Raw genomic sequence first — 22,499 nt, forward strand, 5'->3', positions numbered from 1 at the left:
TGCACGTGCACTGCTCCCAAGGGCTGGCAGCATGACCCCCGAAAACGAAGCCGCGGCGCGCTATTTCTCGGCGATCGCGGCGGCACTTGGCGGCCTCGAAGTGTTCATGCGCGACGATCGCTCGCCGCTCTACCGGCACGGCATCGTCGCCAAGGTCGTCGCCGAATATATTGCGCGGCTCGACAAGTCGTTCTCGTGCTGGCGCAACCGGCTGGGCTTCACCGAGACGTTCCGCATCTCGCGCGCCGAAAGCGGTTTCCCGGTCTTCCAGAACCTGCTCGAGTTGGAGAACGACCGGCTCCAGGCCGATGCGCGCCTCGCCAATCTCCCGCTGGCCGACGAGCTACGCGAGGAAATGGCGGACTTCATCCTGCGCCACAAGGAATTCCCCGAAGCGCTGCAGAAGTCGATGGCCGAGCGGCTTTACCTCGAGGACGTCAAGAGTGAGACCACCTTCGGCCCGTTCACCCTGGCCCAGACGGTCAAGGTGTCGGTCAATCCGAAGACGTTGCGACCCTATTATCTGGTCCACTGGGCCTGCTTCGACGGCAGCGCCAACCTGCCGCTTGTCTATATGGTGACGGTCGAGGATTCCTCGGACGACATGATCCGGCAGCTTGTCGACTCCAGCGGCAAGCTTAATGAGAGGGTCGACATTCCGCTGCCGGTCGACGGCTTGCTCAATCCCGAGCTTGCCCACCGTTTTGACGATTTCACCGAGAAGAATTCCGCCTACGCGCTGTCGCCGGCGACCATCGCGGTCAACCTCGACAAGGATTTCGAGCCGCTGCATCCCAAGCAGCTGCGTCGCGTCGTGCTCGGCCCGTTCTATTCTGCAGGGATTACCGACAACAATTCGACGGTGAGCGAAGTGCTGGCCAAGGTCCGCAAGCCGGAAAACGCCTGGCTGCTGACCTGGACCATCCAGGAGGTCTTTTCCAAGGCCGAAAAGCCAGGCCGCAAGGGGCTGTTTTCGAGCGAAAAGACGACGCAGGAATTCTTCATCAATACCGACGATCTCGAGGCCGCGCGGCAAGGCGTGTCGAGCTATGAGAACCATGCGCTGATCCCGCACGAGGCCTATCAGGCGCTCTATGCCGCCGGCGAGGCGCAGAAGATCTTTTCGGGCTACAAGGTCCACATCCTGTCCAAAGGGCAGGTCATCAGCGACGTCTGACCGTCAAATCGCGGAGCATCCTCCATGGACACCGGCCTGACCACCATTCCGGAAGCGGCAATTGAAAAGCACCGTGCCACTGCGCAAAGTTTCATCACCCGCATCGTCGTGCTGGAAGACCCATCGCGCGAGTCCGGCACCGCGCTTGCCGGCACCAACCGCCGCTTCGTCTCGACCGTCTCGGTCGGCTCGGTGCGCCGCACGCGCGAGGTCGAGCTCGCCAAAACCGTCGCCGCCGTTCATTCCGACGACCAGTTGCTGACCATCCCGCAGCACACGCTGTTGTTTCGCGCCCGGCGCGGGCTGGCGATAGCGCTGGCCATATCGGATGTCTTCGCCGAGGGCTCGGACCTCGAAAGCCTGCAGGCGAAAAATGCCCGCGCGCCGCTCGAAGGCGATGAAGCTGCCACCTTCAAGAAGCTGCTGTCGGCCTCTGCCTACATCTCCGCCTTCAGCCTTGCCTCCTATCTGTTCCAGCTGATCGACAGCGACGGCGAGGCGCCGAACGACACGCCCGAGCCGGACTTTCTGTTCGACACGCCACAGGATGCGGTGAAGTCGATCGTAGCCGGGCTCGACAGGTCGATAGCAGGTTCGAAGGACGATGCCGACCTGATGACCCGCGCCCGCGCCTTCGCCCGCGTCGCCATCGACGGGCTGTTGGCGCGAAAGGGCCGCTTCGACGGCATCGGCCCGTTCGAGAACGCGCATATCCGCATCGACGTCGACGATTTTACCCTTGACGGTTTCGACGTCGCGCCGGGCAAGCGGGCAAAGCCGCTGGTGATGACCTTCAAAAAACCGGAAGAGGTCGTCGGCAACCACATCGCCAAATACCAGTCGGTCAAGCTCGCCAAGATGCTGATGGCCTACGATTTCGAGCGCGAGCTGAACCCGTTCGTCGAGCTCGGCGGCTTCCTGTTCACCTTCATCGGCGATGGCGCGCCCGGCACCGGCAAGACAACCTTGATCCAGATGATCGCCGGCCTTCTCAATGGTTATTGCCAGGTCGCCGGCTATCCCTTCGCCTACGAGAATTTCGGCGTCGACCAGATCTCGTCCTACCAGGGCAAGTCCGGCCAGAACTGCCGCCAGTTCATCAACAATGTGCTGAACCCGCGCGTCATCGGCTTCGGCACCATCGACGATATCGACCAGGTCGCCGCACGCCGCTCAGACGACCGTGCCTCCGCCGGCCAGCAGGAAATCACCGGCGTGCTTATGGACGCGTTTGGAGGTGCGGCGACCGTGGTGCGCGGCAACTGCTCGTTCGGCATGTTTTCCAACTATCCCGAAAACGTCGACGACGCGCTACGCCAGCGCGCCGGCGCCCGCTGGCTGGTCGACGGCCCGCAGAGCCGCGACGACTACATCGACATCTTCGTCCTGCTCGCCGGCAAGAACCACAAGATCCCGCTCGGCGACCACAAGCTCTATGCGGCGCAAGAAATCCAGCGCGCCGTGATGGAAGCTTACGAGGAGCATGAGAAGCCGCAGGAAGACGGGTTGATGAAGGTCTATGAGCGCTACATGAAGGAGAACGGCGCGCCAAAGACGATGGCCGACATCGGCACTTATCTGCATATGATCAAGGATGCCGAGCCGCGCTTTACCGGCCGCGCCATCAAGAACGTCACCGACGCCATCAAGATGCGCGCCATGGACATCGAATTGCCGGACGAGTGGTTCGAAAAGCCGGAAGCCTTCATGCACAAGGGTTACGACGACAAGAAAGCGATGATCGAGGAGCTGCGCGGGCCATTCTCGATGGACATGGTCATGCAGGAGATCAACCGCTACGCGGATTCCGAATTCCGCTACTCCGACAAGTCCGACGATGCGGCGGTGACCAAGATGATCCGCGACACCCGTCTGCGGGAGCGTGCCGTCCGTGAGATCGAGGAGATGAAGAAGAAAGGGCTGTGGAATGCGTGAGATGCGCCGACGCCCCCTTCTCCCCTTGTGGGAGAAGGTGTCGCCGAAGGCGAGGGATGAGGGGTATTCGTCAAGCTGGAACACCCCTCATCCGACCGAGCTTCGCTCGGCCACCTTCTCCCACAAGGGGAGAAGGAGCGTTCGCGCCCCTCATCCGCCGTTCGGACACCTTCTCCCCGTGAACGGGAAGAAGAAAGCATGAGCCCCGCCAAGAAGCCCGATCTGTTGCGCGACAACGAGCTGATCTACGGCCGGCTGCTGACGATCGACGAGCCGCACCTGATCCAGCGCTACAACAAGGCGATGGTCGCGTTCGGCTTGAAGCCGACCAAATTGAAAAGCTTCGAGATCGACCGCACCGGCTTTTCGCCGCAGGTCGCCGAGGAATGCGGCGACTACAGCTACCTCGATCCGAACGAGGTCAACCGCCGCTTCATCATCCTGACGCCGTCGCAGATCGACCTGCCGGTGGTGCACACGGCTTTTTCCAACACCTCGCTGCTGATGTACGAATTCATGTCCAAGAACCAGCGTGCCATCGATGCGCTGACGATCAAGGACGTCATCTATGGCGAGATCGAGGATTCGGTCCCCAAGGTCGACGACATCGAGGACCTGCTGTCGATCAACCAGGTCGAATTCAAGGTGCTGTCGGCGGAGGACGTGCTCGGCAAGGCCGCCGAACTCGGCAAGCTGGTCGACCGGCTGAAGCAGGAGCCGGATGCCTGGCGCGACAACACCATGCTTGCCCACATGGTCGAGCTGGCGAAGATCTGCGGCGACATCCGCGAGAATGCGCTGGTGCCGGACCAGGTGATCTTCCGCCACAACGCCTATTGGACCAGCCATTTCGGCGGGCTCTATGTGTTCGTCGATCCCGACGTGACGACGGTGATCAGCGACCCGGCAGCGCCGGGCTTTCGCCGCTCGCGGCCATGGCAGGTGAGTTACCTTTCGATCCACGACGCCGACAAGGTATTCAAGTTCCTCGCCTCGACCGGCCGCATCGAGCTGCCGCGCGCCTCATGGATCGAAACCTCCGGTTATCTCGAGCATCGCGCCGAAATGGTGGTGCGCGCGCTGATCCGCGACGCCGATCCCGACCGCAATCTGACCGACGTCGACAAGGTCTGGCTGCAGACCTGGATCCACGGCCATACCGATCTGATTACCAGGGACGGCAATTTTCCCTTCCTCAACGCCGCCAAGCGCGAGATCGCCCAGCTCGGCCATCTCAAGATCGAGGACGTGTTCCCGCAGCAGCGCTTCCTGGTCATCCGCGCCAAGCCGGACCATCCCGACGCCTGGCTGACCAACCAGCTGATCTCGGACTTCGTGCCGCAGGACTTCGTCTCGCGTTACGTCTTCAACAAGCCGGGCTTCTACAGGGATTATGAAGGCTTCAGCGACGCCTGGAGATCGCATGTTGTGGACGTTCTGAAAACCACATATCTGAAGGACAAGGTGGCGTTTCGCACACGCCTCTACGGCTTGACTGACTGAGGGGGTGATATCGCCATGCTTGATCCGATCGTGAGTTTCTTCACCCGGATTTTCCAGTGGATTGGCCGCGGCATCGGCTTGGTCGTCGGTGCGATCCTGTGGCCGTTCCTGTGGGCGGGGCGCTGGTACACGCAACGCGGCTGGATACTGAAGGCGGTGCTCGGCCTGGCTGTGCTCGTGCTGATCGGCCTCTATGTCAATTTCTTCTACGCCACCCAGTGGTGGAACAATTTCGACCCGAATTACGTCGACAAATACACGTTCGAAAAACGCAACAGCTCCGCCGGTGAACAGGTTTCCGCCGGCGCCGGCACCGACACGGCCAAGACCTGCGGAAATTCAGCCATTGCCCAGGTTGCGGCCGACCTGACCGACTTCAACGTCAACCAGAATGCCTGGGTGTCGTCGATGATCCTCTACAAGCTCGGCCTGTTCGGCATCGACTGGGACCACACGCCGTTCATGGACAACAAGGCTTCGTTCCAGCGCGGCATCAACCAGGCGGTGCGGCGCACGGCGACCGAGCTTGCCGATAATCTCGGCCGCGTCCGCACCACCTCGCAGATCGACGCCGACCTGCAGGACGCCCGCGGCAATCTGCAGTTTGATGAGGAAACCTGGTACTTCGGCTTGAACCCGTTCGGTCCCAAGACGCCGACGCCGAGCTACTATCGCGACGCAGTGCGCAAGCTGCGTTCCTTCAACGCCCGCCTCGCAGCCTGCCAGGCGACGTTCGATGCCCGCGCCGACAATCTCAAGCAGTATATCGACCGCATCTCGTCCGATATCGGTTCGACCTCGGCGATCCTCAAGGAGCGTGCCGAAAACCACAATAATGGCTGGTTCGACACCCGCGCCGACGACCGCTTCTGGTTCGCCTATGGCCAGCTCTATGCCTATTACGGGCTGATGAAAGGCGCACAGGCCGACTTTGAGGACGTCATCAAGGAAAAGCACCTGCAGAACCTGTGGGATACGATGGACGCGCAATTCGTCTCGGCGCTGCGCATCCAGCCCTTCATCATCGCCAATGGCCGCGAGGACGGCTGGCTGTTGCCGACACATCTGACGACGATGGGCTTTTACATACTCAGGGTGCGCTCGAACATGGTCGAGATCAGCAACGTGCTGACGCAGTAGCGGATCGTTCCGCACGGCCGGCGCTGGTGAATTTGCGCCGTTGCTTCTGTCGCTTTTCGCGTATTAGGCGGCTGTTTTGAGACGGCGGAACCGCGCCTGCTCTGGCTTCTATACGGCGCTGCAACCGGCGCAAAAAAGAACCTGTAGCAGAGCGGCCGGCGGCAGAGGTATTTTCTTCGCAGGAAACATAGTTGCATGAAAGTTGACGCCGCGGCAGCGACAGGGGTAGAACATGCTCGCGCCTGCAATGCCGGGCTGTTCTTGCGACCACACTAGTCAAATCCGTCCAATCCAGAGGGAAGCCGTCATGGCCGAAGTGAAGTCCGACATCGAGATCGCGCGCAGCGCCAGGAAGAAGCAGATCCAGGAGATCGGCCAAAAGATCGGCATTCCGAGCGAACATCTTCTGCCCTACGGCCACGACAAGGCGAAGATCTCGGCCGAGTTCATCAAGTCGGTGAAGGGCAACAAGGACGGCAAGCTGATCCTCGTCACCGCCATCAACCCGACACCGGCCGGCGAAGGCAAGACGACGACGACGGTGGGCTTGGGCGATGGCCTCAACCGCATCGGCAAGAAGGCCATCGTCTGCATCCGCGAGGCTTCGCTCGGACCGAATTTCGGCGTCAAGGGCGGTGCCGCCGGCGGCGGCTACGCGCAGGTCGTGCCGATGGAGGACATGAACCTCCACTTCACCGGCGATTTCCATGCCATCACCACCGCGCATAACTTGCTGTCGGCGCTGATCGACAACCACATCTATTGGGGCAACGAGCTCGGCATCGACACCCGCCGTGTCGTCTGGCGCCGCGTCATGGACATGAACGACCGGTCGCTGCGCGAGATCATCTGTTCGCTCGGCGGCGTCGCCAACGGTTTCCCGCGCGAGGCCGGTTTCGACATCACAGTCGCCTCGGAAGTCATGGCCATCCTGTGCCTGTCGACCGACCTGAAGGACCTGGAAAAGCGCCTCGGCGACATCATCGTCGCCTATCGCCGTGACAAGTCGGCCGTCTATGCCCGCGACCTCAAGGCCGATGGCGCCATGGCCGTGCTCTTGAAGGACGCCATGCAGCCCAATCTCGTGCAGACGCTGGAGAACAACCCGGCCTTCGTGCATGGCGGCCCCTTCGCCAACATCGCGCATGGCTGTAACTCCGTCGTTGCCACCACGACGGCGCTGAAGCTTGCCGATTACGTCGTCACCGAAGCCGGTTTCGGTGCCGATCTCGGTGCCGAAAAGTTCTTCGACATCAAATGCCGCAAGGCCGGCCTAAGGCCCGCCGCGGCGGTCATCGTCGCCACGGTTCGCGCCATGAAGATGAATGGCGGCGTCAAGAAAGAAGATCTCGGCAAGGAGAACGTCGAGGCGGTCAAGAAGGGATGTGCAAATCTCGGCCGCCACATCGAGAACATCCGCCAGTTCGGTGTGCCGGCAGTGGTCGCCATCAACCATTTCTACTCCGACACCGAGGCCGAGATCCAGGCGATGAAGGATTACGTCGCCTCGATGGGCGAAGAGGCGATCCTGTGCAAGCACTGGGCTCAGGGATCGGCCGGCATCGAGGAACTGGCCAAAAGAGTCGTGGCTTTGGCCGAATCCGGCGCGTCGCAATTTGCCCCGCTGTATCCCGACGCCATGCCGCTGTTCGAGAAGATCAACACCATCGTCCAGCGCATCTATCGCGGTTCCGAAGCGATCGCCGACAAATCGGTGCGCGACCAGCTCCACGCCTGGGAGCACGCCGGCTACGGTCATTTGCCGGTCTGCATGGCCAAGACGCAATATTCCTTCTCCACCGATCCGAATCTGCGCGGCGCGCCGACCGGCCACACCGTGCCGGTGCGCGAGGTCAGGCTGTCTGCCGGCGCCGGCTTCGTCGTCATCATCTGCGGCGAGGTGATGACCATGCCCGGCCTGCCCAAAGCACCATCCTCGGAAAAGATCTTCCTGAACGAAATGGGCCAGATCGAAGGCCTGTTCTAGGGATAATCAAACGCTCGAACCGCAAAGGGTGCCGCAACGCTGCGGCGCCCTTTTTGGCGTCTTCGCGACGATCTCGTCCCTACGCAGCGCTTCGCGCCAGCGCGCGCTGGTTGGAGGCATAAGGTGTGTCGTGCTGGGGTACCACGCCGGTGTTCAGGCAATCGATCCACTCGGCGGTCTTGAGAACGGCCGCGAAGCGCGACTGCAGGACGATCGTCACCACGCGATGGATTTCCTCCCCCGAAGCGTAACCGGCGCTGTTGGCGTACGGCAACGACCCCGTCGCGTCCGACAGGAACTCCACCTCGAAGCCCATATGCACGGCGTGGATGACCGTCGACAGATCGCAATTATGCGTCATGTAGCCAATGACTGTGATCGTATCGATAGAGTTGGCGCGCAGCCACTCCTCGAGGTCTGTGCCGGTGAAGCCGCTGGGCAAGTTCTTTTCGATGTAGTGGTCGCGGTTTCGCCTGGCGATTTCCGGGTGCAACTCGGCGCCATGGCTGCCCTTGGCGAAGACCGGTGAGGTTTCCGGCGCCAACTGCTTGATGACCACCACCTTGACGCCTGCCTCGGTGGCCGCGTCCATCGCTCGCGCTACATTGACGACGCTGTCGCGGAAGGGCGGATGCTGGATGGCGAGGTTGCCGCCGTCATAGTCGTTCTGAACATCGATGACGATGAGGGCGCGGCGTGGAGCTTTGCCTTTGGCTGGTTGCGACATGGGGTTTTCCTTTCCCGTTGGACATTGATGGGTGGACGATAAGCTCGGCACGGGATTGCAAAAAGTGTCCCAATTGACATTATTCGAAAGAATTGGGACAATTGGCTGTTACTCCTGTTGGTGCTGCCATGACCGATCCTGCCGTTGCCGCCATCGCCTTCGATGGCATCAGCCCGTTTCATCTCTCCGTGCCGTGTCTCGTGTTCGGCGCGGATCGCACGACGCTTGGCCTGCCGCGCTTCGACTTCCGGGTCTGCGCGATTGAGGACGGCCCGATCCGCACCGATGCCGGGCTGACCATCAGCGTCCCGCACGGGCTTTCCGCGCTCGATGACGCCGACATCGTCATCGTGCCAAGCTGGAAGGATCTCGGGAGCTCGCCTCCAGCGGCATTGATCGACGCGTTGCTTGGCGCGCACCGGCGCGGCGCGCTGATCGTCGGACTGTGCCTGGGAACGTTCGCTGTCGCGGCGACCGGACTGCTCTCAGGGCGGCGAGCGGCGACGCACTGGGCCTACGCGGATCAGCTGCAGGAACTCTATCCCGACATTCTCGTCGAACCGGAAGTGCTCTACATCGACAATGGCGATGTCGTGACATCCGCCGGCGTCGCCGCCGGGCTCGACTGCTGCCTGCACGTCGTACGGGCTCGTTACGGCGCGGAGGCGGCACTTCGCCTTGCCCGGCAGATCGTGCTTTCTCCGCATAGGCAGGGCGGGCAGGCGCAATTCATCGAACGTCCCATCGCCAGGACCGGCAATGCGGACCGCTTTACCCAGGCTCTCGAAACAGTGCGCAAAACGTTGGGTGAGCCGCACAGTCTGGACAGCGTTGCCGGTCACGCCGGGCTCACCCGCCGGACGTTCACGCGCCGTTTCCAGAAATCGATCGGCACCAGTTTCGGCGACTGGCTGACCGACCAGCGCGTCCAGCTGGCGCAGCGGCTGCTGGAAGCAACTGAAAAATCGATGGACACGGTTGCCTTCGAGGCCGGCTTCGGCAGCGCCACCTCGCTGCGCCAGCATTTCGCAGCGCGCCTCAGAACCTCGCCGGCGCAGTACCGGCGCGAATTCTCGAGGAGTGTCGATCTCAATAGACGCGGCGCTTCACGTTGATCCGGCTCAGCCGTTCCTGATTATCCGTGCCGGATTACCAACCACAGTGATGTTCGCCGCGACGTCGCGCGTCACCACGGCACCGGCGCCGACGATAGCGCCATCGCCGATCCTGACCCCGCCGAGGATGATGGCACTTCCGCCGATCCAGGCATTGTCGCCGATCTCGACCGGCCTGGCCATCTCCAGCCCTGCCCGTCGTCCGGCGGCCTCCTTGTGGTGCTCGGCGCAATAGATCTGCACATTGGGGCCGAGCAGCGTTCCCTTGCCGATGCGGACTGGCGCCGTGTCGAGGATGGTGCAGCCGGCATTGAGAAAAACGCGGTCGCCGAGGAAGATGTTGAAGCCATAGGCACAGTGGAATTGCGCCTCGATCCGGGCGCCCTCGCCCGCAGCGCCGAGCAACGTCCGCAATCCAGGCCCGATATCGCCACGCTGCCGGGGTGGCAGGCTGTTGTGCTCGAACACCGCGTCGCGCGACGTAATGCGCAGCGCCTCCAGTTCCGGATCGAGGCAGCAATACCACTCGCCCGCCGCCATTTTCGTGCGTTCGCTCCCCCTCATGGCCGCAACTCCAGTTTCAACTTTGCCAAAGCACAAGTGGTGAAAATACGAAAGCACCGGCGGCGACACCACCTCTGGTCAAATACCCGACCTATGGTAGCTTGCCTTCTCGGACCTGTCCCAAGCCGGCCATCGAGGGGATCGATCATGCTGTACATTCTTGCACTCCTGATCGGCATCGTTGCCGGGCTTCGCGCCATGACCGCGCCCGCAGCGGTCGCCTGGGGCGCCTGGCTTGGCTGGCTGCCGGTCGCCGGCACCTGGGCGAGCTTCATGGGCCACTGGATCGCCGTCGGCATCTTCACCATCCTGGCCATCGCCGAACTGGTCACCGACCAGCTGCCATCGACGCCGAGCCGCAAGGTGCCGCAGCAATTCGGCACGCGCATCGTCCTGGGCGCTTTCACCGGCGCGGTGATCGGCGCCACCGGTGGCGCCATCATCGGCGGCCTGATCGCGGGCGTCATCGGTGCGGTGATCGGCACGCTGGGCGGCGCCGAGGCGCGCAAGCGCCTGGCCACCGCCTTCGGCAAGGACCCGCCCGCCGCCTTCATCGAGGACGCGGTGGCGATCGTCGGCGGGCTTCTGATCGTGGCGGCGGTGGCATGACGGCAAAGACATTCGACGCCATCATCGTCGGTGCCGGGCAGGCCGGCCCACCGCTCGCCGGCCGGCTGAATGCGGCCGGCATGAGCGTGGCGCTGATCGAGCGAAAGCTGGTCGGCGGCACTTGCGTCAACACCGGCTGCACGCCGACCAAAACGATGGTAGCAAGCGCCTATGCCGCGCATCTTGCCCGCTCCGCCGCGGACTACGGGGTGACGCTCTCCGGTCCCGTCGGCGTCAACTACAAGGCGATCAAGGCGCGCAAGGACAAGGTCTCCAACGACGCACGCGGCAATCTCGAAGACTGGATTGCCGGCATGGACAAATGCACGCTCTATCGCGGCCATGCGCGTTTCGTGAGCGCCAATACGGTGCGCGTCGGCGACGATCTGCTGAGCGCCGAAAGGATATTCCTCAACACCGGTGGCCGCGCCTCGGTGCCCGACCTGCCCGGTGTCAACGACGTATCCTACCTCACCAACTCGTCGATGATGGATCTCGACGTGCTGCCGCGCCATCTCATCGTTGTCGGCGGCAGCTATGTCTCGCTCGAATTCGCGCAGATGTTCCGTCGCTTCGGTTCCGAAGTCACAGTCATCGAAAAAAGCCCGCGCCTGATCGGCCGCGAGGACGAGGATGTCTCGGACGCCATTTTGTCGATCCTCGAAAACGAAGCCATTGCCGTCCATCTCGGCGCCGACGACATCCGCTTCGCCAGGCGAGGCAACGAAATCGCCGTGACCTTCTCGCCAGGCAAGGCAGCTGCGGTCGGCTCGCATGTGCTGCTGGCGCTCGGCCGCACGCCAAACACCGACGATCTCGGCCTCGACAAACCCGGCGTCGAGGTCGACAAACGCGGCTTCATCGTCGTCGACGACCAGTTGCGCACCAGCGTGCCCGGCATCTGGGCAATGGGCGACTGCAACGGCAAGGGCGCCTTCACCCACACCTCGTACAACGACTACGAGATCGTCGCCGCCAACCTGCTCGACAACGATCCGCGCAAGGTCAGCGACCGCATCGAGGCCTACGCGCTCTATATCGACCCACCACTCGGCCGCTGCGGCATGACCGAAGCCGCGGTCAGGAAATCCGGTCGCCGCGCCCTGGTCGGCCAGCGGCCAATGACCCGCGTCAGCCGTGCCGTCGAAAAAGGTGAGACGCAAGGTTTCATGAAGATCCTGGTCGATGCCGACACCAGGGAGATCCTCGGCTGTTCGGTGCTCGGCCCGGGCGGCGACGAAGCGGTGCACTGCGTGCTCGACCTGATGTATGCCAAGGCGCCGGTCAGCACACTGGCGCGCGCCGTGCACATCCACCCGAACGTCTCGGAGCTTCTGCCGACCATCGCCCAGGAACTCAAGCCGCTGGTGTGAGCGCCGGGTAGAGTCGTGCGCCCATAGCGGCGCCGGCTGGACCAATCGACAGCCCAGGGGCAAAAGGGCATGTGTTCCGCCTCTTCTCCCGGAGGCATCCCATGCAGAAATCCATCGAACGCATCGCCGGCGACAGCGAAGGCGTTTCCTACGAATTCCCCGTCTTCCGCTTCACCGGAACAGACAAGACGGCGCCGCCTTCCGCCTATCTGCAGGCGGCACTTCATGCCGGCGAATTGCCGGGCGTCGTCGCCATCGATGCACTGATGCCGATGCTGGAAAAGGCGGAAGCCGAGGGCCGCATCATCGGCAATATGACCATCGTGCCCTGGGCTAATCCGATCGGCCGCGCGCAATATCTTTACGGCGACCATCAGGGCCGCTTTCATCTGGGCACGCGCACCAATTTCAACCGTGGCTTTCCGCGGCTCGCCGCGCCCGACCTCTCGCTGCTGCCGGCGCACGGCACGGTCGACCAGCGGCTGAAGGCGCGGCTGCTGCAGCTCTCCATCGGCCACGACATCGTGCTCGACCTGCATTGCGACGATGAAGGCCTCGCCTATCTCTACGTCCACACCAGCCTGTGGCCGGCCATGGCGGACTGTGCGGCGGCCATGGGCGTCGATGCGGTGATGCTGTGGGACGAAGATCCCGACGGCACCTTCGAAGGCGCCTCGATCATGCCATACCAAAACGTTCCCGCCGACGTGGCGCGCCTCGACCGGCGCGTCGCCACCACCGTCGAATATCGCGGCATACTCGATGTCGACGGCGCCCTGGCCGGCGCCGATGCCGAGGGGCTCTACCGGCTGCTGGTGGCGCGCGGCGTCATCCGGGATCAGGCGCTGTCCGCGCCTGGCAGCTTCGTTGGGCTCGTCGCACCTATCGAAAACATCGAGATGATGCCGGCGCCCCGCTCGGGCGCGATCCTCTTCGACGTGAAGCCGGGCGATCGCGTCACCAAGGGTGCGCGACTTGCCACCATCGTCCACGCGCCCGGTGAGCCCGACGGCCGCACGGAAGTGTTGGCGCCGCAGGCGGGCCTCATCCTGACCCGGCGTTCCCGGCGCATCATCCGCGCCGGCGAAGACCTCTTGAAGCTGGTCGGCGACAGGACGAGCGCCGATGCAAGGTCGGGGACGCTGGAGGACTGACGCACCCTGCCAGACTAGCCCGAAATCGCCTGTCGCGCCTTGGCCTCCAGCCATTCGGCCATCTGCCGGTACGGCACCGGACCATGGCTCACGCGGGCGACGCCGAGTTCGGCAAGCCTCTGGCGCGGCGGCACATGCGCCAGGGCAATGATGTTGACCGGCAATGCCGTTGCCTCGCAGAGCGCCTCGATCAGGCCTTCATCGGCAAGCCCCGGCGCAAAGAAGCCATGCGCTCCGGCCCTTTCGTAGGCGTGCGCCCGCTCGATCGCCTGATCGAGAAGAGCCCTGTCGTGCGCATTCGGTTTAGTCTTCAGGAAAATGTCGGTTCGGGTGTTAATGAAGGCCGGAATACCCGACGCCTTCACCGCCGCTGCGGCGGCTTCGATCCGCCTCACCTGTATGGCGATGTCGTGCAGCCCACTGCCGCCGACAATCTGATCCTCGAAATTAAAGCCGACGGCCCCAGCCTGCACGGCGAGCGCTACGCTGCGGGCGACAACCTCCGGAGCGACCCCGTAACCCCCCTCGAGGTCCATGCTTACCGGCACATCCACCGCCGCAACGATGCGTTTGATGTTTTCGAGCGCCAGTTCCAACGGGATTTTCTCGCCATCGGCGAATCCGAAAGCGGCCGCGACGGGCCAGCTGCCGGTGGCAATGGCCTTGGCCCCTGCTTTCTCGATGATCTTGGCTGAGCCTGGGTCCCAGGCATTGTAGAGGACAATCGGGTTTCCCTTGACATGGAGGGAATGGAACGTCCGTGCGCGGTCGATCTGCTCGGTCATTTGATGTCTTCCCGTCTTCTTGCTGTGTGATGCAGAGTCTAGGCAGGACTGCCGGTCTTGGCCATGTGCCATGGGTTGCGAAAGCGGCAGCCACCCCACAGACTTTCAAACCTGTTGCGCACACCGCTTTTCGCGGCTATGGATTTCGCCATGAATATGCGTTCGATCAAGACCATTTGGTGGTGGGCTCGCTGACAGCGGCCTGTTCGAACGCGTTCGCGTGACAATAGAGGGTGGCCGCAGCGGAATGTCCGGGCGGCCATTTGTTTTTTCAAGCCATTCCCGGGTCCGTTGCCCCAAAGACGCTGATGGAGACGGCAATGACGACGAAAATTCTGGAGAATGGCGCCGAGCGCTTCGTCACCGCGGGTGGCGTGGCGATTACCCGCCAGCGCCATGACCGGCCATATGAAGTGGCGATCGACGGCTATGTCGATGGCCTGAATTCGCGCCGCGGCGCCGTGTTTTCCTCGAATTACGAATATCCCGGCCGCTATACGCGCTGGGACACCGCCATCATCGATCCGCCGGTGGTGATCTCGGCACGCGGCCGCGCCATGCGCATCGAGGCGCTGAACCGCCGCGGCGAGGTGCTTTTACCGGTGATCGGCACGGTGCTTGCCGGCCTTGACGATGTCACGATCGCCGAGACGTCCAACAAACTCATCCGCCTCGAGGTCGCCAAGCCCGGTCGTATCTTCACCGAAGAGGAACGCAGCCGCGTTCCCTCCGTCTTCACCGTGCTGCGCGCCATCACCGCCTTGTTCAAGACCGAGGAGGACGCCAATCTCGGCCTCTATGGCGCCTTTGGCTACGACCTCGCCTTCCAGTTCGATCCGGTCGACTACAAGCTCGAGCGCAAGCCAAGCCAGCGCGATCTCGTGCTGTTCCTGCCCGACGAAATCCTCGTCGTCGACCATTATTCGACCAAGGCCTGGACCGACCGCTACGACTATTCCGGCGATGGCTTCTCGACCGAAGGCCTGCCGCGCGACGAAGTCGTCGAGCCGTTCAGGACCGCAGACCGCATCCCGCCGCGCGGTGACCACGAGCCGGGCGAATATGCCAAGCTGGTGCGCAAGGCGATGAAGAGCTTCGAGCGCGGCGACCTGTTCGAAGTGGTGCCGGGGCAGATGTTCTACGAACGCTGCGAAACCCAGCCCTCCGAGATTTCCCGCAAGCTGAAGAGCATCAACCCTTCGCCCTATTCCTTCTTCATCAATCTCGGCGAGGGCGAATATCTGATCGGCGCCTCGCCGGAAATGTTCGTGCGCGTCAACGGCCGGCGCGTCGAGACCTGCCCGATCTCCGGCACCATCAAGCGCGGCGACGACGCCATTTCCGACAGCGAGCAGATCTTGAAGCTGCTCAATTCGAAGAAGGACGAATCCGAACTCACCATGTGCTCGGACGTCGACCGCAACGACAAATCGAGGGTCTGCGAGCCGGGCTCGGTGCGCGTCATCGGCCGCCGCCAGATCGAGATGTATTCGCGCCTGATCCACACCGTCGACCACATCGAGGGACGGCTGCGCGAAGGCATGGACGCTTTCGATGCCTTCTTGTCGCATGCCTGGGCGGTCACCGTTACCGGCGCGCCGAAATTATGGGCTATGCGCTTCATCGAGCAGAACGAGAAGAGCCCGCGCGCCTGGTATGGCGGGGCGATCGGCATGGTCAACTTCAATGGTGACATGAACACCGGCCTGACGCTTCGCACCATCCGCATCAAGGACGGCATCGCTGAGGTGCGCGCCGGCGCCACGCTGCTCTTCGACAGCATTCCCGAAGAAGAAGAAGCCGAAACCGAACTGAAGGCATCCGCCATGCTCTCCGCCATCCGCGACGCCAAATTAGGCAATGCCGCCAGCACCGAACGCAGCACCGCGCGTGTCGGCGACGGCGTCAACATCCTCCTGGTCGACCACGAGGACAGTTTCGTCCATACGCTCGCCAACTATTTCCGCCAGACCGGCGCCAATGTCTCGACGGTGCGCACACCGGTGCCGGACGAGATCTTCGACCGGCTGAAGCCAAACCTGGTCGTGCTGTCGCCCGGCCCCGGCACGCCGAAGGATTTCGACTGCGCCGCGACCATCAAGCGGGCCCGTGCGCGCGATCTGCCGATCTTCGGCGTCTGCCTCGGGCTGCAGGCGCTGGCCGAAGCCTATGGCGGCGAGCTGCGGCAATTGCACATCCCCATGCATGGCAAGCCGTCGCGCATCCGCGTGTCGAAGCCGGGCATCATCTTCTCCGGCTTGCCCAAGGAGGTGACGGTCGGCCGCTACCATTCGATCTTCGCCGATCCGGTGCGGCTGCCCGATGGTTTTGTCGTCACCGCCGAGACCGAAGACGGCATCATCATGGCCTTCGAGCACCGCAAGGAGCCGATCGCTGCGGTGCAGTTTCACCCGGAATCGATCATGACGCTCGGCCACAATGCCGGCATGCGCATCATCGAGAACATCGTCGCGCACCTGCCGCGCAAGGCCAAGGAAAAGGCCGCTTAATTCGAGGGCTCAGTGTTGGGATCTTTTCCCCAGTGACCGCGGCAGAAATCAAGGCCGCCGCCAGGCAGAAGGTCGCCAGCCTCGCCTTCTGGTCGATCGTTGTCGCCTGCGTCGTGCTCGGCCTGAAGCTGGTGGCCTGGTACGTCACCGGCTCGGTTGCGCTATATTCGGACGCGCTGGAATCGATCGTCAACGTCATTGCCTCGGCAGCCGCCTATTGGGCGATCCAGGTCAGCTACAAGCCGGCCGACCAGGACCATCCGTTCGGCCACCACAAGGCCGAGTATTTCTCGGCCGTCCTCGAAGGCGTGCTGATCGTGCTTGCCGCCTTGCTGATCCTCAATGAGGTCTGGTGGTCCTGGCAGCATCCCGCCCCGCTGGAACAGCCATGGACCGGCCTTGCCGTCAACGGCGTCGCAACGGTCATCAACGCCGTCTGGGCCTTGACGCTGATCCGCACCGGCCGAAGCGAAAAATCACCGGCTCTCGTCGCCGACGGCAGGCACATCATGACCGATGTGGCGACCTCGGTCGGTGTGTTCATCGGCCTGGTCGGCGCCGTGCTGACCGGCTGGCAGGTTCTCGATCCGGCTCTTGCCGTGATCGTGGCGCTGAACATTCTGTGGCAGGGCTGGCACGTCATCGGCTCGTCCATGAACGGGCTGATGGACCGCGCCGTCGACACCCAGGAACATATCCGCATCCGCGACATCATCTCGGCCAATTGCAAGGGCGCGCTCGAGGTCCACGATTTGAAGACGCGCATCGCCGGCCGCGCCACCTTCATCGAGTTCCATCTGGTCGTCGACGCCGACATGTCGGTCGGCGCCAGCCACGTCATCTGCGACCGCATCGAGGACGCGCTGCAGGCAGAGATCCCTTCCGTCCGCGTCATCATCCATGTCGAGCCCGACGATGAAGCGAAACTCCCCAAGGGCACGACGGCCGTGCCGTTCGCGTGAGGTGGCGTCGCGGAGAAAAATCGCTCAGTGGTGATCCTTCGCGCCCCCCTCTGTCCTGCCGGACATCTCCCCCACAAGTGGGGAGATTGGCAGCTTCAGCGCGCCGCTCACTCCTGCGACGATGGTGATTGGCGAAAGCGGCGGTGACGGCCGATCTCCCCCCAAGTGGGGGAGATGTCCGGCAGGACAGAGGGGGGCGCTGTCCCTCCAGCATTGCGGTTGCTATAGCCCGCAGGCGGCCTGCGGCATCGGCTCCAGCCGGTAGACCTTGTCGTCGGAGCTGGTGTCGCCTTCCGCCGCCTTCGAGCACAGATCGACGATCGGCAGGCCGCTGTTCGGGTTGGCCAGCATCATCGTGCCGTTGGCGCCGCGGCGAAGGAAGACCTCCTTTTGCGCGATGTCGGAGGAGGCAGCACCCGTCTTCGTGCTCGCCGCGCAGCGCCATTGGTCGCCCTCGCCCTGGCAGTTGTAGACCTGCGTGACCTTGGCCGATTTCTGCCGCGTGGTAACCGAAACGGCGATATCGGCGCCGCTTGGCCAATTGGCCGGATCGCCCTCCTTGGCGAAAGACGCCAGCTCGACCGGTCCGCGATAAACCCGGATCGTCTGGGTCAGCTGATCGGGATGCGAGCCGAGATGCGCGGCATCGTAGTCACGCCCGTAGCAGAAGGCTCGGTCCGGCTTCAGCCGCTCGCGCAATGGCGGGCCAAGGGCCGGGTCGATCGGGTCGATGTGCGCGAACTCGGCCTTGCAGGTGGCGGCCGGCATCGGGTCGAGCCCGAAGCTGTTGTCGTCCTTGCCCAGCGCCTGCCGTTCGTACTCCGCCTCGCCGAGCTCATCTTCCGATCCGGCGTCGAGATAGAGGTCGGGCTGCACGTCCGAGACGATCAGCCGGCCTTTGTCGTCGACCTTCAGCGAAGCCATGGTGCGATCGCAGTCCATGCCGCAGCGGATCGCACCGGTTTTGCCGTCCTCCGACTCATGGCTGCACCAGCCGCCGAGCCATTCCGGCGCCTCGGCGCCGCGCACCGTCGTCGCCATGAAGCCATTGTAGGAGGAATCGATGCCAGTGCTTGGCTCCTCGTTTGGCCGGCTGACCGGATCGCGGCCGTAATAAAAGAAGATGCGCGCCACCTTCTGGTGCGGATGCGACTTGAGATGCGCGGCGTCGTAGACGCGGCCGAAGCAGGCGTCCTTGCCGTCGGGGCTGAGCTCGGTGAGTTTGAGCGTGTCGTCGGCGAAAGCAGCACCGGCGACGGCGGCAAGCAAGGCAACCCCAAGCCCGGCGCCCACAATGGTCCTTGATATCATGCTGGCTCCCCCTGCCCCGACAAGACGTGGCGTCAATTTATGCTAGGATCGAGGCCGAGGCCACGCAATTTGCGCGGGCCGGCCAAATGGGAGATGAAGCCATGCGACGCCGCGATATTTTCCGCGTCGGTCTTGCCGGGGCCGCCGGGCTTTTCGGGCTGCGCCCCACCAAGGCTGCAGCTAGTGAAGTCAAGCCGGCGGCTGCCGAAGAGGAAAGGCAAAAGGTCGCCTATCACCTCAGCGACCTCGACAAGGTCAATTTCGTGCTCGGCAACATCAAGAACCACTTCGAAGGCACCGACGGCAAGGTCGACATCGCGCTTGTCGTGCACGGCCCGGCACTTGCCGCCTTCAAGTCGAAAGGCATATCGGCTGCCATTTCCGGGCGGTTCGCCGGCCTTGTCCAGGATGGGCTCAGCCCGCACGCTTGCGCCAACACCATGCACGGCATGGATATCGGCCTGGCCGACCTGCTCGACGGCTTCCATGCAGCCGACCGGGGCGGCGTCGTCAAGCTCGCCGAATTGCAACGCCAGGGCTACGCCTATCTCAGGCCATAGGCTTTTACGGACTTGAACGCGAGGACTGCGAGGGCCTACGAAGAGTAGGCAGAGTCCCCCGGAGGAATAGACGTGCCAGCCACCACCACCCTTGTCAGCCCCTCTCTGGTCATCCCCGACCTTGCCGGAAAGGCGGTCCTGGTCACCGGCGCCTCGACCGGCATCGGCGCGGCGCTTGCACTTGCCTATGCCGCGCAGAAATGCCGCGTCGCGCTGCACTATAATTCGAGCCGTACGGCTGCCGAAAACCTGGCCGCGACCATTCGCAACGGTGGCGGTGACGTGTTCCTCGTCCAGGGCGATTTCTCGGTCCCCGCCGATGTCGAGCGCGTCGTCGAGGACAGTGCGCAACATTTCGGCCGGCTCGACGGCCTCGTCAACAATGCCGGCGGCATGCTCGGCCGCGTGCCCTATGCCGAGCAGACCGAGGCGCATTACGACGCGGTGATGGACCTCAACGCGCGTTCGGTGCTGACAGCTTCGCGCAAGGCGATCCCATGGCTGAAGCGGCAGGGCGGCTTCATCGTCAACACCTCCTCGATCGCCGCGCGCAACGGCGCCGGTGGCGGCGCCGGCCTTTACGGCTCGGCCAAGGCCTTCGTCTCCAACATCACGCGCGGCATGGCCAAGGAGCTGATCAGTTTCAACATCCGCGTTAACGCGGTAGCGCCCGGCACGATCGCGACGCCTTTCCACGAGCGCTACTCGACCGACGACCAGATGAGAGGCATGATCGCCACCATCCCGCAGGGCCGCGCCGGCACCGCCGAGGACTGCGTCGGCGCCTATCTGTTCCTCTCCTCCGATCTGCTGAGCGGCTACATCATCGGCCAGGTGATCGAGGTCAATGGCGGGCAGTTGATGCCGTAGACGGCGAACTGCATACTCCTGGTTGCGTCATCTCAACGGAGCAAAGCGAATGTACGGACTGATCGGCAAGATGCGGGCGATGCGCGGCCAGCGTGACGCAATGATGGATATCCTGCTCGCCAGCACCGGCGCCATGCCCGGCTGCCTGAACTACATCATCGCCACCGACCCGGCCGATGCCGACGCGATCTGGGTGACCGAAGTGTGGACCGACGCCGAAAGCCACAAGGCTTCGCTGCAGCTGCCCGAAGTCCAGGCGGCAATCGCCAAGGCACGGCCGATCATCGCCGGCTTCGAGTTCCAGGTGGAGACGCATCCTGTTGGCGGGTTCGGGTTACCGGAGAGCAAGGTGAGCTGAGGATGAGGATAGGGGATCCGGTTTCGCTAGCGATTAGCCGAGTTGCCACCGCGCCTTCGTCATCCCAGGGCGGAGCAGGAGCGAAGCGACGTCGCGCAGACCCTGGGATCCATGCCGTTACATCAGCCGAAGAATGCAGCGGTTCAGAATGGCGCTTGCATCCGCAGCGGTGCCTACTCGGTTGGTAAAGGACGTGCTGTCGGTGCCAAGAAGCACTCGATTCTGATCCGCCTTCGCGTGCCACAGTTGTCACGGCATGGATCCTGGGGTCTGCGCCGCGTCGCTTCGCTCCTTGCTCCGCCCCAGGATGACGAAGGGATGGATGTCTCAGCTAATCTCCAAGGTTCAGCGTATTACCACCCAAGCCCTTTTCCTCCCAAAAAGGGTTCGCATTTTTCCGCGACCGGTCTAAGAGCCGATTTATGGATTCTTCCCCGAACCCGCCGGCCATCGAGCATCTGGCGCGGATCCACAAGGCTTGGCAGTGGCCGGTCCTGGTGGTGGTCTCGGTGCTGTTTGCCGGCGCGCTGGAACTCGCCGCCCTGCCCGCCGCGCTCTTGATCGGACCGATGCTGGCGGCCATCGCTGCCGGCACCAACGGCGCCACGGTGCGCGTGCCGCGGGTTCTGTTCGGCTCAGCCCAGGCGGTCGTCGGCTGCCTGGTCGCCAGTTCGATCTCGGCCGATATCTTTCCCGTCTTCTACAGGGAATGGCCGCTGTTCCTCGGCGTTGTGATGGCGACGGTCGCGGCATCCAGCCTGCTTGGCTGGCTGATCAGCCGCTGGCGCATCCTGCCCGGCACCACGGCGGTCTGGGGCTCGTCGCCGGGCGCCGCCACCGCCATGGTGCTGATGGCCGGTGCCTTCGGCGCCGACCAGCGCCTCGTCGCCTTCATGCTATATCTGCGCGTCATCTGCGTCTCGATGACGGCAGCCTTGGTGGCCAAGCTGTGGGTCGACACCTCAGGCATCGAGGTGCCGGCCATCGTCTGGTTCCCACCGGTCGACCCGCAAGGCTTGGCCGCAACATTCGGCGTGGCGCTGGTCGGCGGCCTCGCCGGAAAGCTTTTCCGGCTGCCGTCGCCGTTTTTCCTCGGCACCTTCATTTTCGGCACCGTGATCCATCTCGGGCTCGGCGTGACCATGCAGTTGCCACCCTGGCTGCTCGCCTTGAGCTATACGATGATCGGCTGGAGCATCGGCCTGAATTTCACCAGGGCCATTTTGCGCCACGCGGCCCGCGCGCTGCCGCAGATCGTCGGCTCGATCATTGCCCTGATCGTCTTTTGCGGCGGCCTCGCCTTCCTGATCAGCCGCCTGCTCGGCATCGATCCGCTGACCGCCTATCTGGCGACCAGCCCCGGCGGCATGGACAGCGTCGCCATCATCGCCGCCGCCGCGCAGCATGTCGACATCTCCTTCGTCATGGCGCTGCAATCGGCACGCTTCCTGATCGTGCTTCTGGTCGGCCCAAGCGTGGCGCGGCTGGTGGCGAGAAGCCTGCGGGAGTAAGACCGGCCGGGCAGCGCGTCAGCTGATCACCAGGCTGGAGATGCGGTCGCCGTCCAGCGTGAAAGCCATGTCGCCCTCGCCGTTGAAGCCGTTGCCTGTGACCGCGATGCGGACCTTGTAGGTATCGCCCGCCGGTTCGATACGAATGATGCTAAGTTTGGACTGCACGCCGATATTGTCCGACTGGTTCCAGCGCGCAATCTGGTCGCGGCCCCGGAACGACCTGCCCCAGTCGCTCAGAAAGGCATCGGCGGTGAACGTCTCGAGGAAAGCTTTGGTGTCGCCGGCATTGGTGGCTTCGACAAAGCGGCGGATGGCATCGGGCGTGGTCATTTCCTTCCTCCAGGT

General features: G+C 63.4%; 20 protein-coding genes. 15 read left to right on the plus strand and 5 right to left on the minus strand.

Annotated elements, in window-relative coordinates; translation table 11 throughout:
• Nucleotides 1-31: 31 nt before the first annotated feature.
• The 5 genes from NKG60_RS16505 (at nucleotide 32) to NKG60_RS16525 (ending at nucleotide 7,742) form a co-directional block, all read left to right on the plus strand.
• Nucleotides 32-1,177 (plus strand): hypothetical protein, encoded by a 1,146-nt coding sequence (locus NKG60_RS16505; protein ID WP_352565770.1) that lies wholly within the window; start codon nucleotides 32-34, stop codon nucleotides 1,175-1,177.
• 24 nt (nucleotides 1,178-1,201) lie between these two features.
• A complete protein-coding gene (locus NKG60_RS16510; RefSeq protein WP_352664607.1) occupies nucleotides 1,202-3,112 on the plus strand; it encodes an AAA family ATPase in 1,911 nt (636 codons plus the stop codon).
• Between the two features lie 198 nt (nucleotides 3,113-3,310).
• Entirely contained in the window at nucleotides 3,311-4,615 is a 1,305-nt protein-coding gene (locus NKG60_RS16515) for a DUF6638 family protein (RefSeq protein ID WP_352664605.1), read from the plus strand.
• A gap of 15 nt (nucleotides 4,616-4,630) precedes the next feature.
• Complete coding sequence (locus NKG60_RS16520) at nucleotides 4,631-5,755, plus strand: DUF2333 family protein (RefSeq protein WP_352488967.1); 1,125 nt, start codon at nucleotides 4,631-4,633, stop codon at nucleotides 5,753-5,755.
• 307 nt (nucleotides 5,756-6,062) lie between these two features.
• A complete protein-coding gene (locus NKG60_RS16525; protein ID WP_352975144.1) occupies nucleotides 6,063-7,742 on the plus strand; it encodes a formate--tetrahydrofolate ligase in 1,680 nt (559 codons plus the stop codon).
• A 79-nt stretch (nucleotides 7,743-7,821) separates the two neighbouring features.
• Here the strand turns inward: NKG60_RS16525 and NKG60_RS16530 are convergent, their stop codons facing one another.
• Nucleotides 7,822-8,469, minus strand: coding sequence for a cysteine hydrolase family protein (locus NKG60_RS16530; protein ID WP_352664603.1), 648 nt, complete (start codon nucleotides 8,467-8,469; stop codon nucleotides 7,822-7,824).
• 128 nt (nucleotides 8,470-8,597) lie between these two features.
• Here NKG60_RS16530 and NKG60_RS16535 point away from each other — a divergent pair, with 128 nt between their 5' ends.
• Entirely contained in the window at nucleotides 8,598-9,584 is a 987-nt protein-coding gene (locus NKG60_RS16535; RefSeq protein ID WP_352664601.1) for a helix-turn-helix domain-containing protein, read from the plus strand.
• Between the two features lie 6 nt (nucleotides 9,585-9,590).
• Here the strand turns inward: NKG60_RS16535 and NKG60_RS16540 are convergent, their stop codons facing one another.
• The gene (locus tag NKG60_RS16540) at nucleotides 9,591-10,148 is read right to left on the minus strand and encodes a sugar O-acetyltransferase (RefSeq protein ID WP_352664599.1); all 558 of its coding nucleotides are present in this window, start codon (nucleotides 10,146-10,148) and stop codon (nucleotides 9,591-9,593) included.
• 147 nt (nucleotides 10,149-10,295) lie between these two features.
• Here NKG60_RS16540 and NKG60_RS16545 point away from each other — a divergent pair, with 147 nt between their 5' ends.
• The 3 genes from NKG60_RS16545 to NKG60_RS16555 all read left to right on the plus strand — a co-directional run bounded on the left by NKG60_RS16545 (nucleotide 10,296) and on the right by NKG60_RS16555 (nucleotide 13,284).
• Nucleotides 10,296-10,757, plus strand: a complete 462-nt coding sequence (locus NKG60_RS16545) for a DUF4126 domain-containing protein (protein ID WP_352664597.1) — start codon at nucleotides 10,296-10,298, stop codon at nucleotides 10,755-10,757.
• On the plus strand, nucleotides 10,754-12,130 hold the full coding sequence (locus NKG60_RS16550) for an FAD-containing oxidoreductase (RefSeq protein WP_352664595.1): 1,377 nt from the start codon (nucleotides 10,754-10,756) through the stop codon (nucleotides 12,128-12,130). The genes NKG60_RS16545 and NKG60_RS16550 overlap by 4 nt, the downstream gene beginning before the upstream one ends.
• A 101-nt stretch (nucleotides 12,131-12,231) precedes the next feature.
• Nucleotides 12,232-13,284 (plus strand): M14 family metallopeptidase, encoded by a 1,053-nt coding sequence (locus tag NKG60_RS16555; RefSeq protein ID WP_352975146.1) that lies wholly within the window; start codon nucleotides 12,232-12,234, stop codon nucleotides 13,282-13,284.
• A gap of 14 nt (nucleotides 13,285-13,298) precedes the next feature.
• Here NKG60_RS16555 and NKG60_RS16560 read toward each other — a convergent pair whose 3' ends face one another.
• Nucleotides 13,299-14,069 carry an isocitrate lyase/PEP mutase family protein gene (locus NKG60_RS16560; protein ID WP_352664591.1) on the minus strand — a complete coding sequence of 257 codons (771 nt, stop codon included), beginning with the start codon at nucleotides 14,067-14,069 and terminating at the stop codon, nucleotides 13,299-13,301.
• 320 nt (nucleotides 14,070-14,389) lie between these two features.
• Here NKG60_RS16560 and NKG60_RS16565 point away from each other — a divergent pair, with 320 nt between their 5' ends.
• Entirely contained in the window at nucleotides 14,390-16,579 is a 2,190-nt protein-coding gene (locus NKG60_RS16565) for an anthranilate synthase (RefSeq protein WP_352664589.1), read from the plus strand.
• Between the two features lie 32 nt (nucleotides 16,580-16,611).
• Entirely contained in the window at nucleotides 16,612-17,541 is a 930-nt protein-coding gene (locus NKG60_RS16570) for a cation diffusion facilitator family transporter (RefSeq protein ID WP_502894484.1), read from the plus strand.
• 222 nt (nucleotides 17,542-17,763) lie between these two features.
• Here the strand turns inward: NKG60_RS16570 and NKG60_RS16575 are convergent, their stop codons facing one another.
• Nucleotides 17,764-18,852, minus strand: a complete 1,089-nt coding sequence (locus NKG60_RS16575; RefSeq protein WP_352664587.1) for a hypothetical protein — start codon at nucleotides 18,850-18,852, stop codon at nucleotides 17,764-17,766.
• Between the two features lie 101 nt (nucleotides 18,853-18,953).
• On the opposite strand from NKG60_RS16575, the gene NKG60_RS16580 reads away from it, so the two are divergent.
• From NKG60_RS16580 to NKG60_RS16595, 4 genes are all read left to right on the plus strand, one after another.
• Nucleotides 18,954-19,412 carry a DsrE family protein gene (locus tag NKG60_RS16580; protein ID WP_352664585.1) on the plus strand — a complete coding sequence of 153 codons (459 nt, stop codon included), beginning with the start codon at nucleotides 18,954-18,956 and terminating at the stop codon, nucleotides 19,410-19,412.
• 72 nt (nucleotides 19,413-19,484) lie between these two features.
• Nucleotides 19,485-20,282 (plus strand): SDR family NAD(P)-dependent oxidoreductase, encoded by a 798-nt coding sequence (locus NKG60_RS16585; RefSeq protein WP_352664583.1) that lies wholly within the window; start codon nucleotides 19,485-19,487, stop codon nucleotides 20,280-20,282.
• Between the two features lie 49 nt (nucleotides 20,283-20,331).
• Nucleotides 20,332-20,640 (plus strand): putative quinol monooxygenase, encoded by a 309-nt coding sequence (locus NKG60_RS16590; protein WP_352664581.1) that lies wholly within the window; start codon nucleotides 20,332-20,334, stop codon nucleotides 20,638-20,640.
• Nucleotides 20,641-21,062: 422 nt separating this feature from the next.
• On the plus strand, nucleotides 21,063-22,151 hold the full coding sequence (locus NKG60_RS16595; protein ID WP_352664579.1) for an AbrB family transcriptional regulator: 1,089 nt from the start codon (nucleotides 21,063-21,065) through the stop codon (nucleotides 22,149-22,151).
• An 18-nt stretch (nucleotides 22,152-22,169) separates the two neighbouring features.
• On the opposite strand, the gene NKG60_RS16600 is transcribed toward NKG60_RS16595, so the two are convergent.
• Complete coding sequence (locus NKG60_RS16600) at nucleotides 22,170-22,484, minus strand: nuclear transport factor 2 family protein (protein WP_352664577.1); 315 nt, start codon at nucleotides 22,482-22,484, stop codon at nucleotides 22,170-22,172.
• Between the last annotated feature and the right edge of the window lie 15 nt (nucleotides 22,485-22,499).

The organism is Mesorhizobium sp. M1428 (assembly GCF_040317515.1).
In the GTDB taxonomy this organism is placed as follows: Bacteria; Pseudomonadota; Alphaproteobacteria; order Rhizobiales; family Rhizobiaceae; genus Mesorhizobium.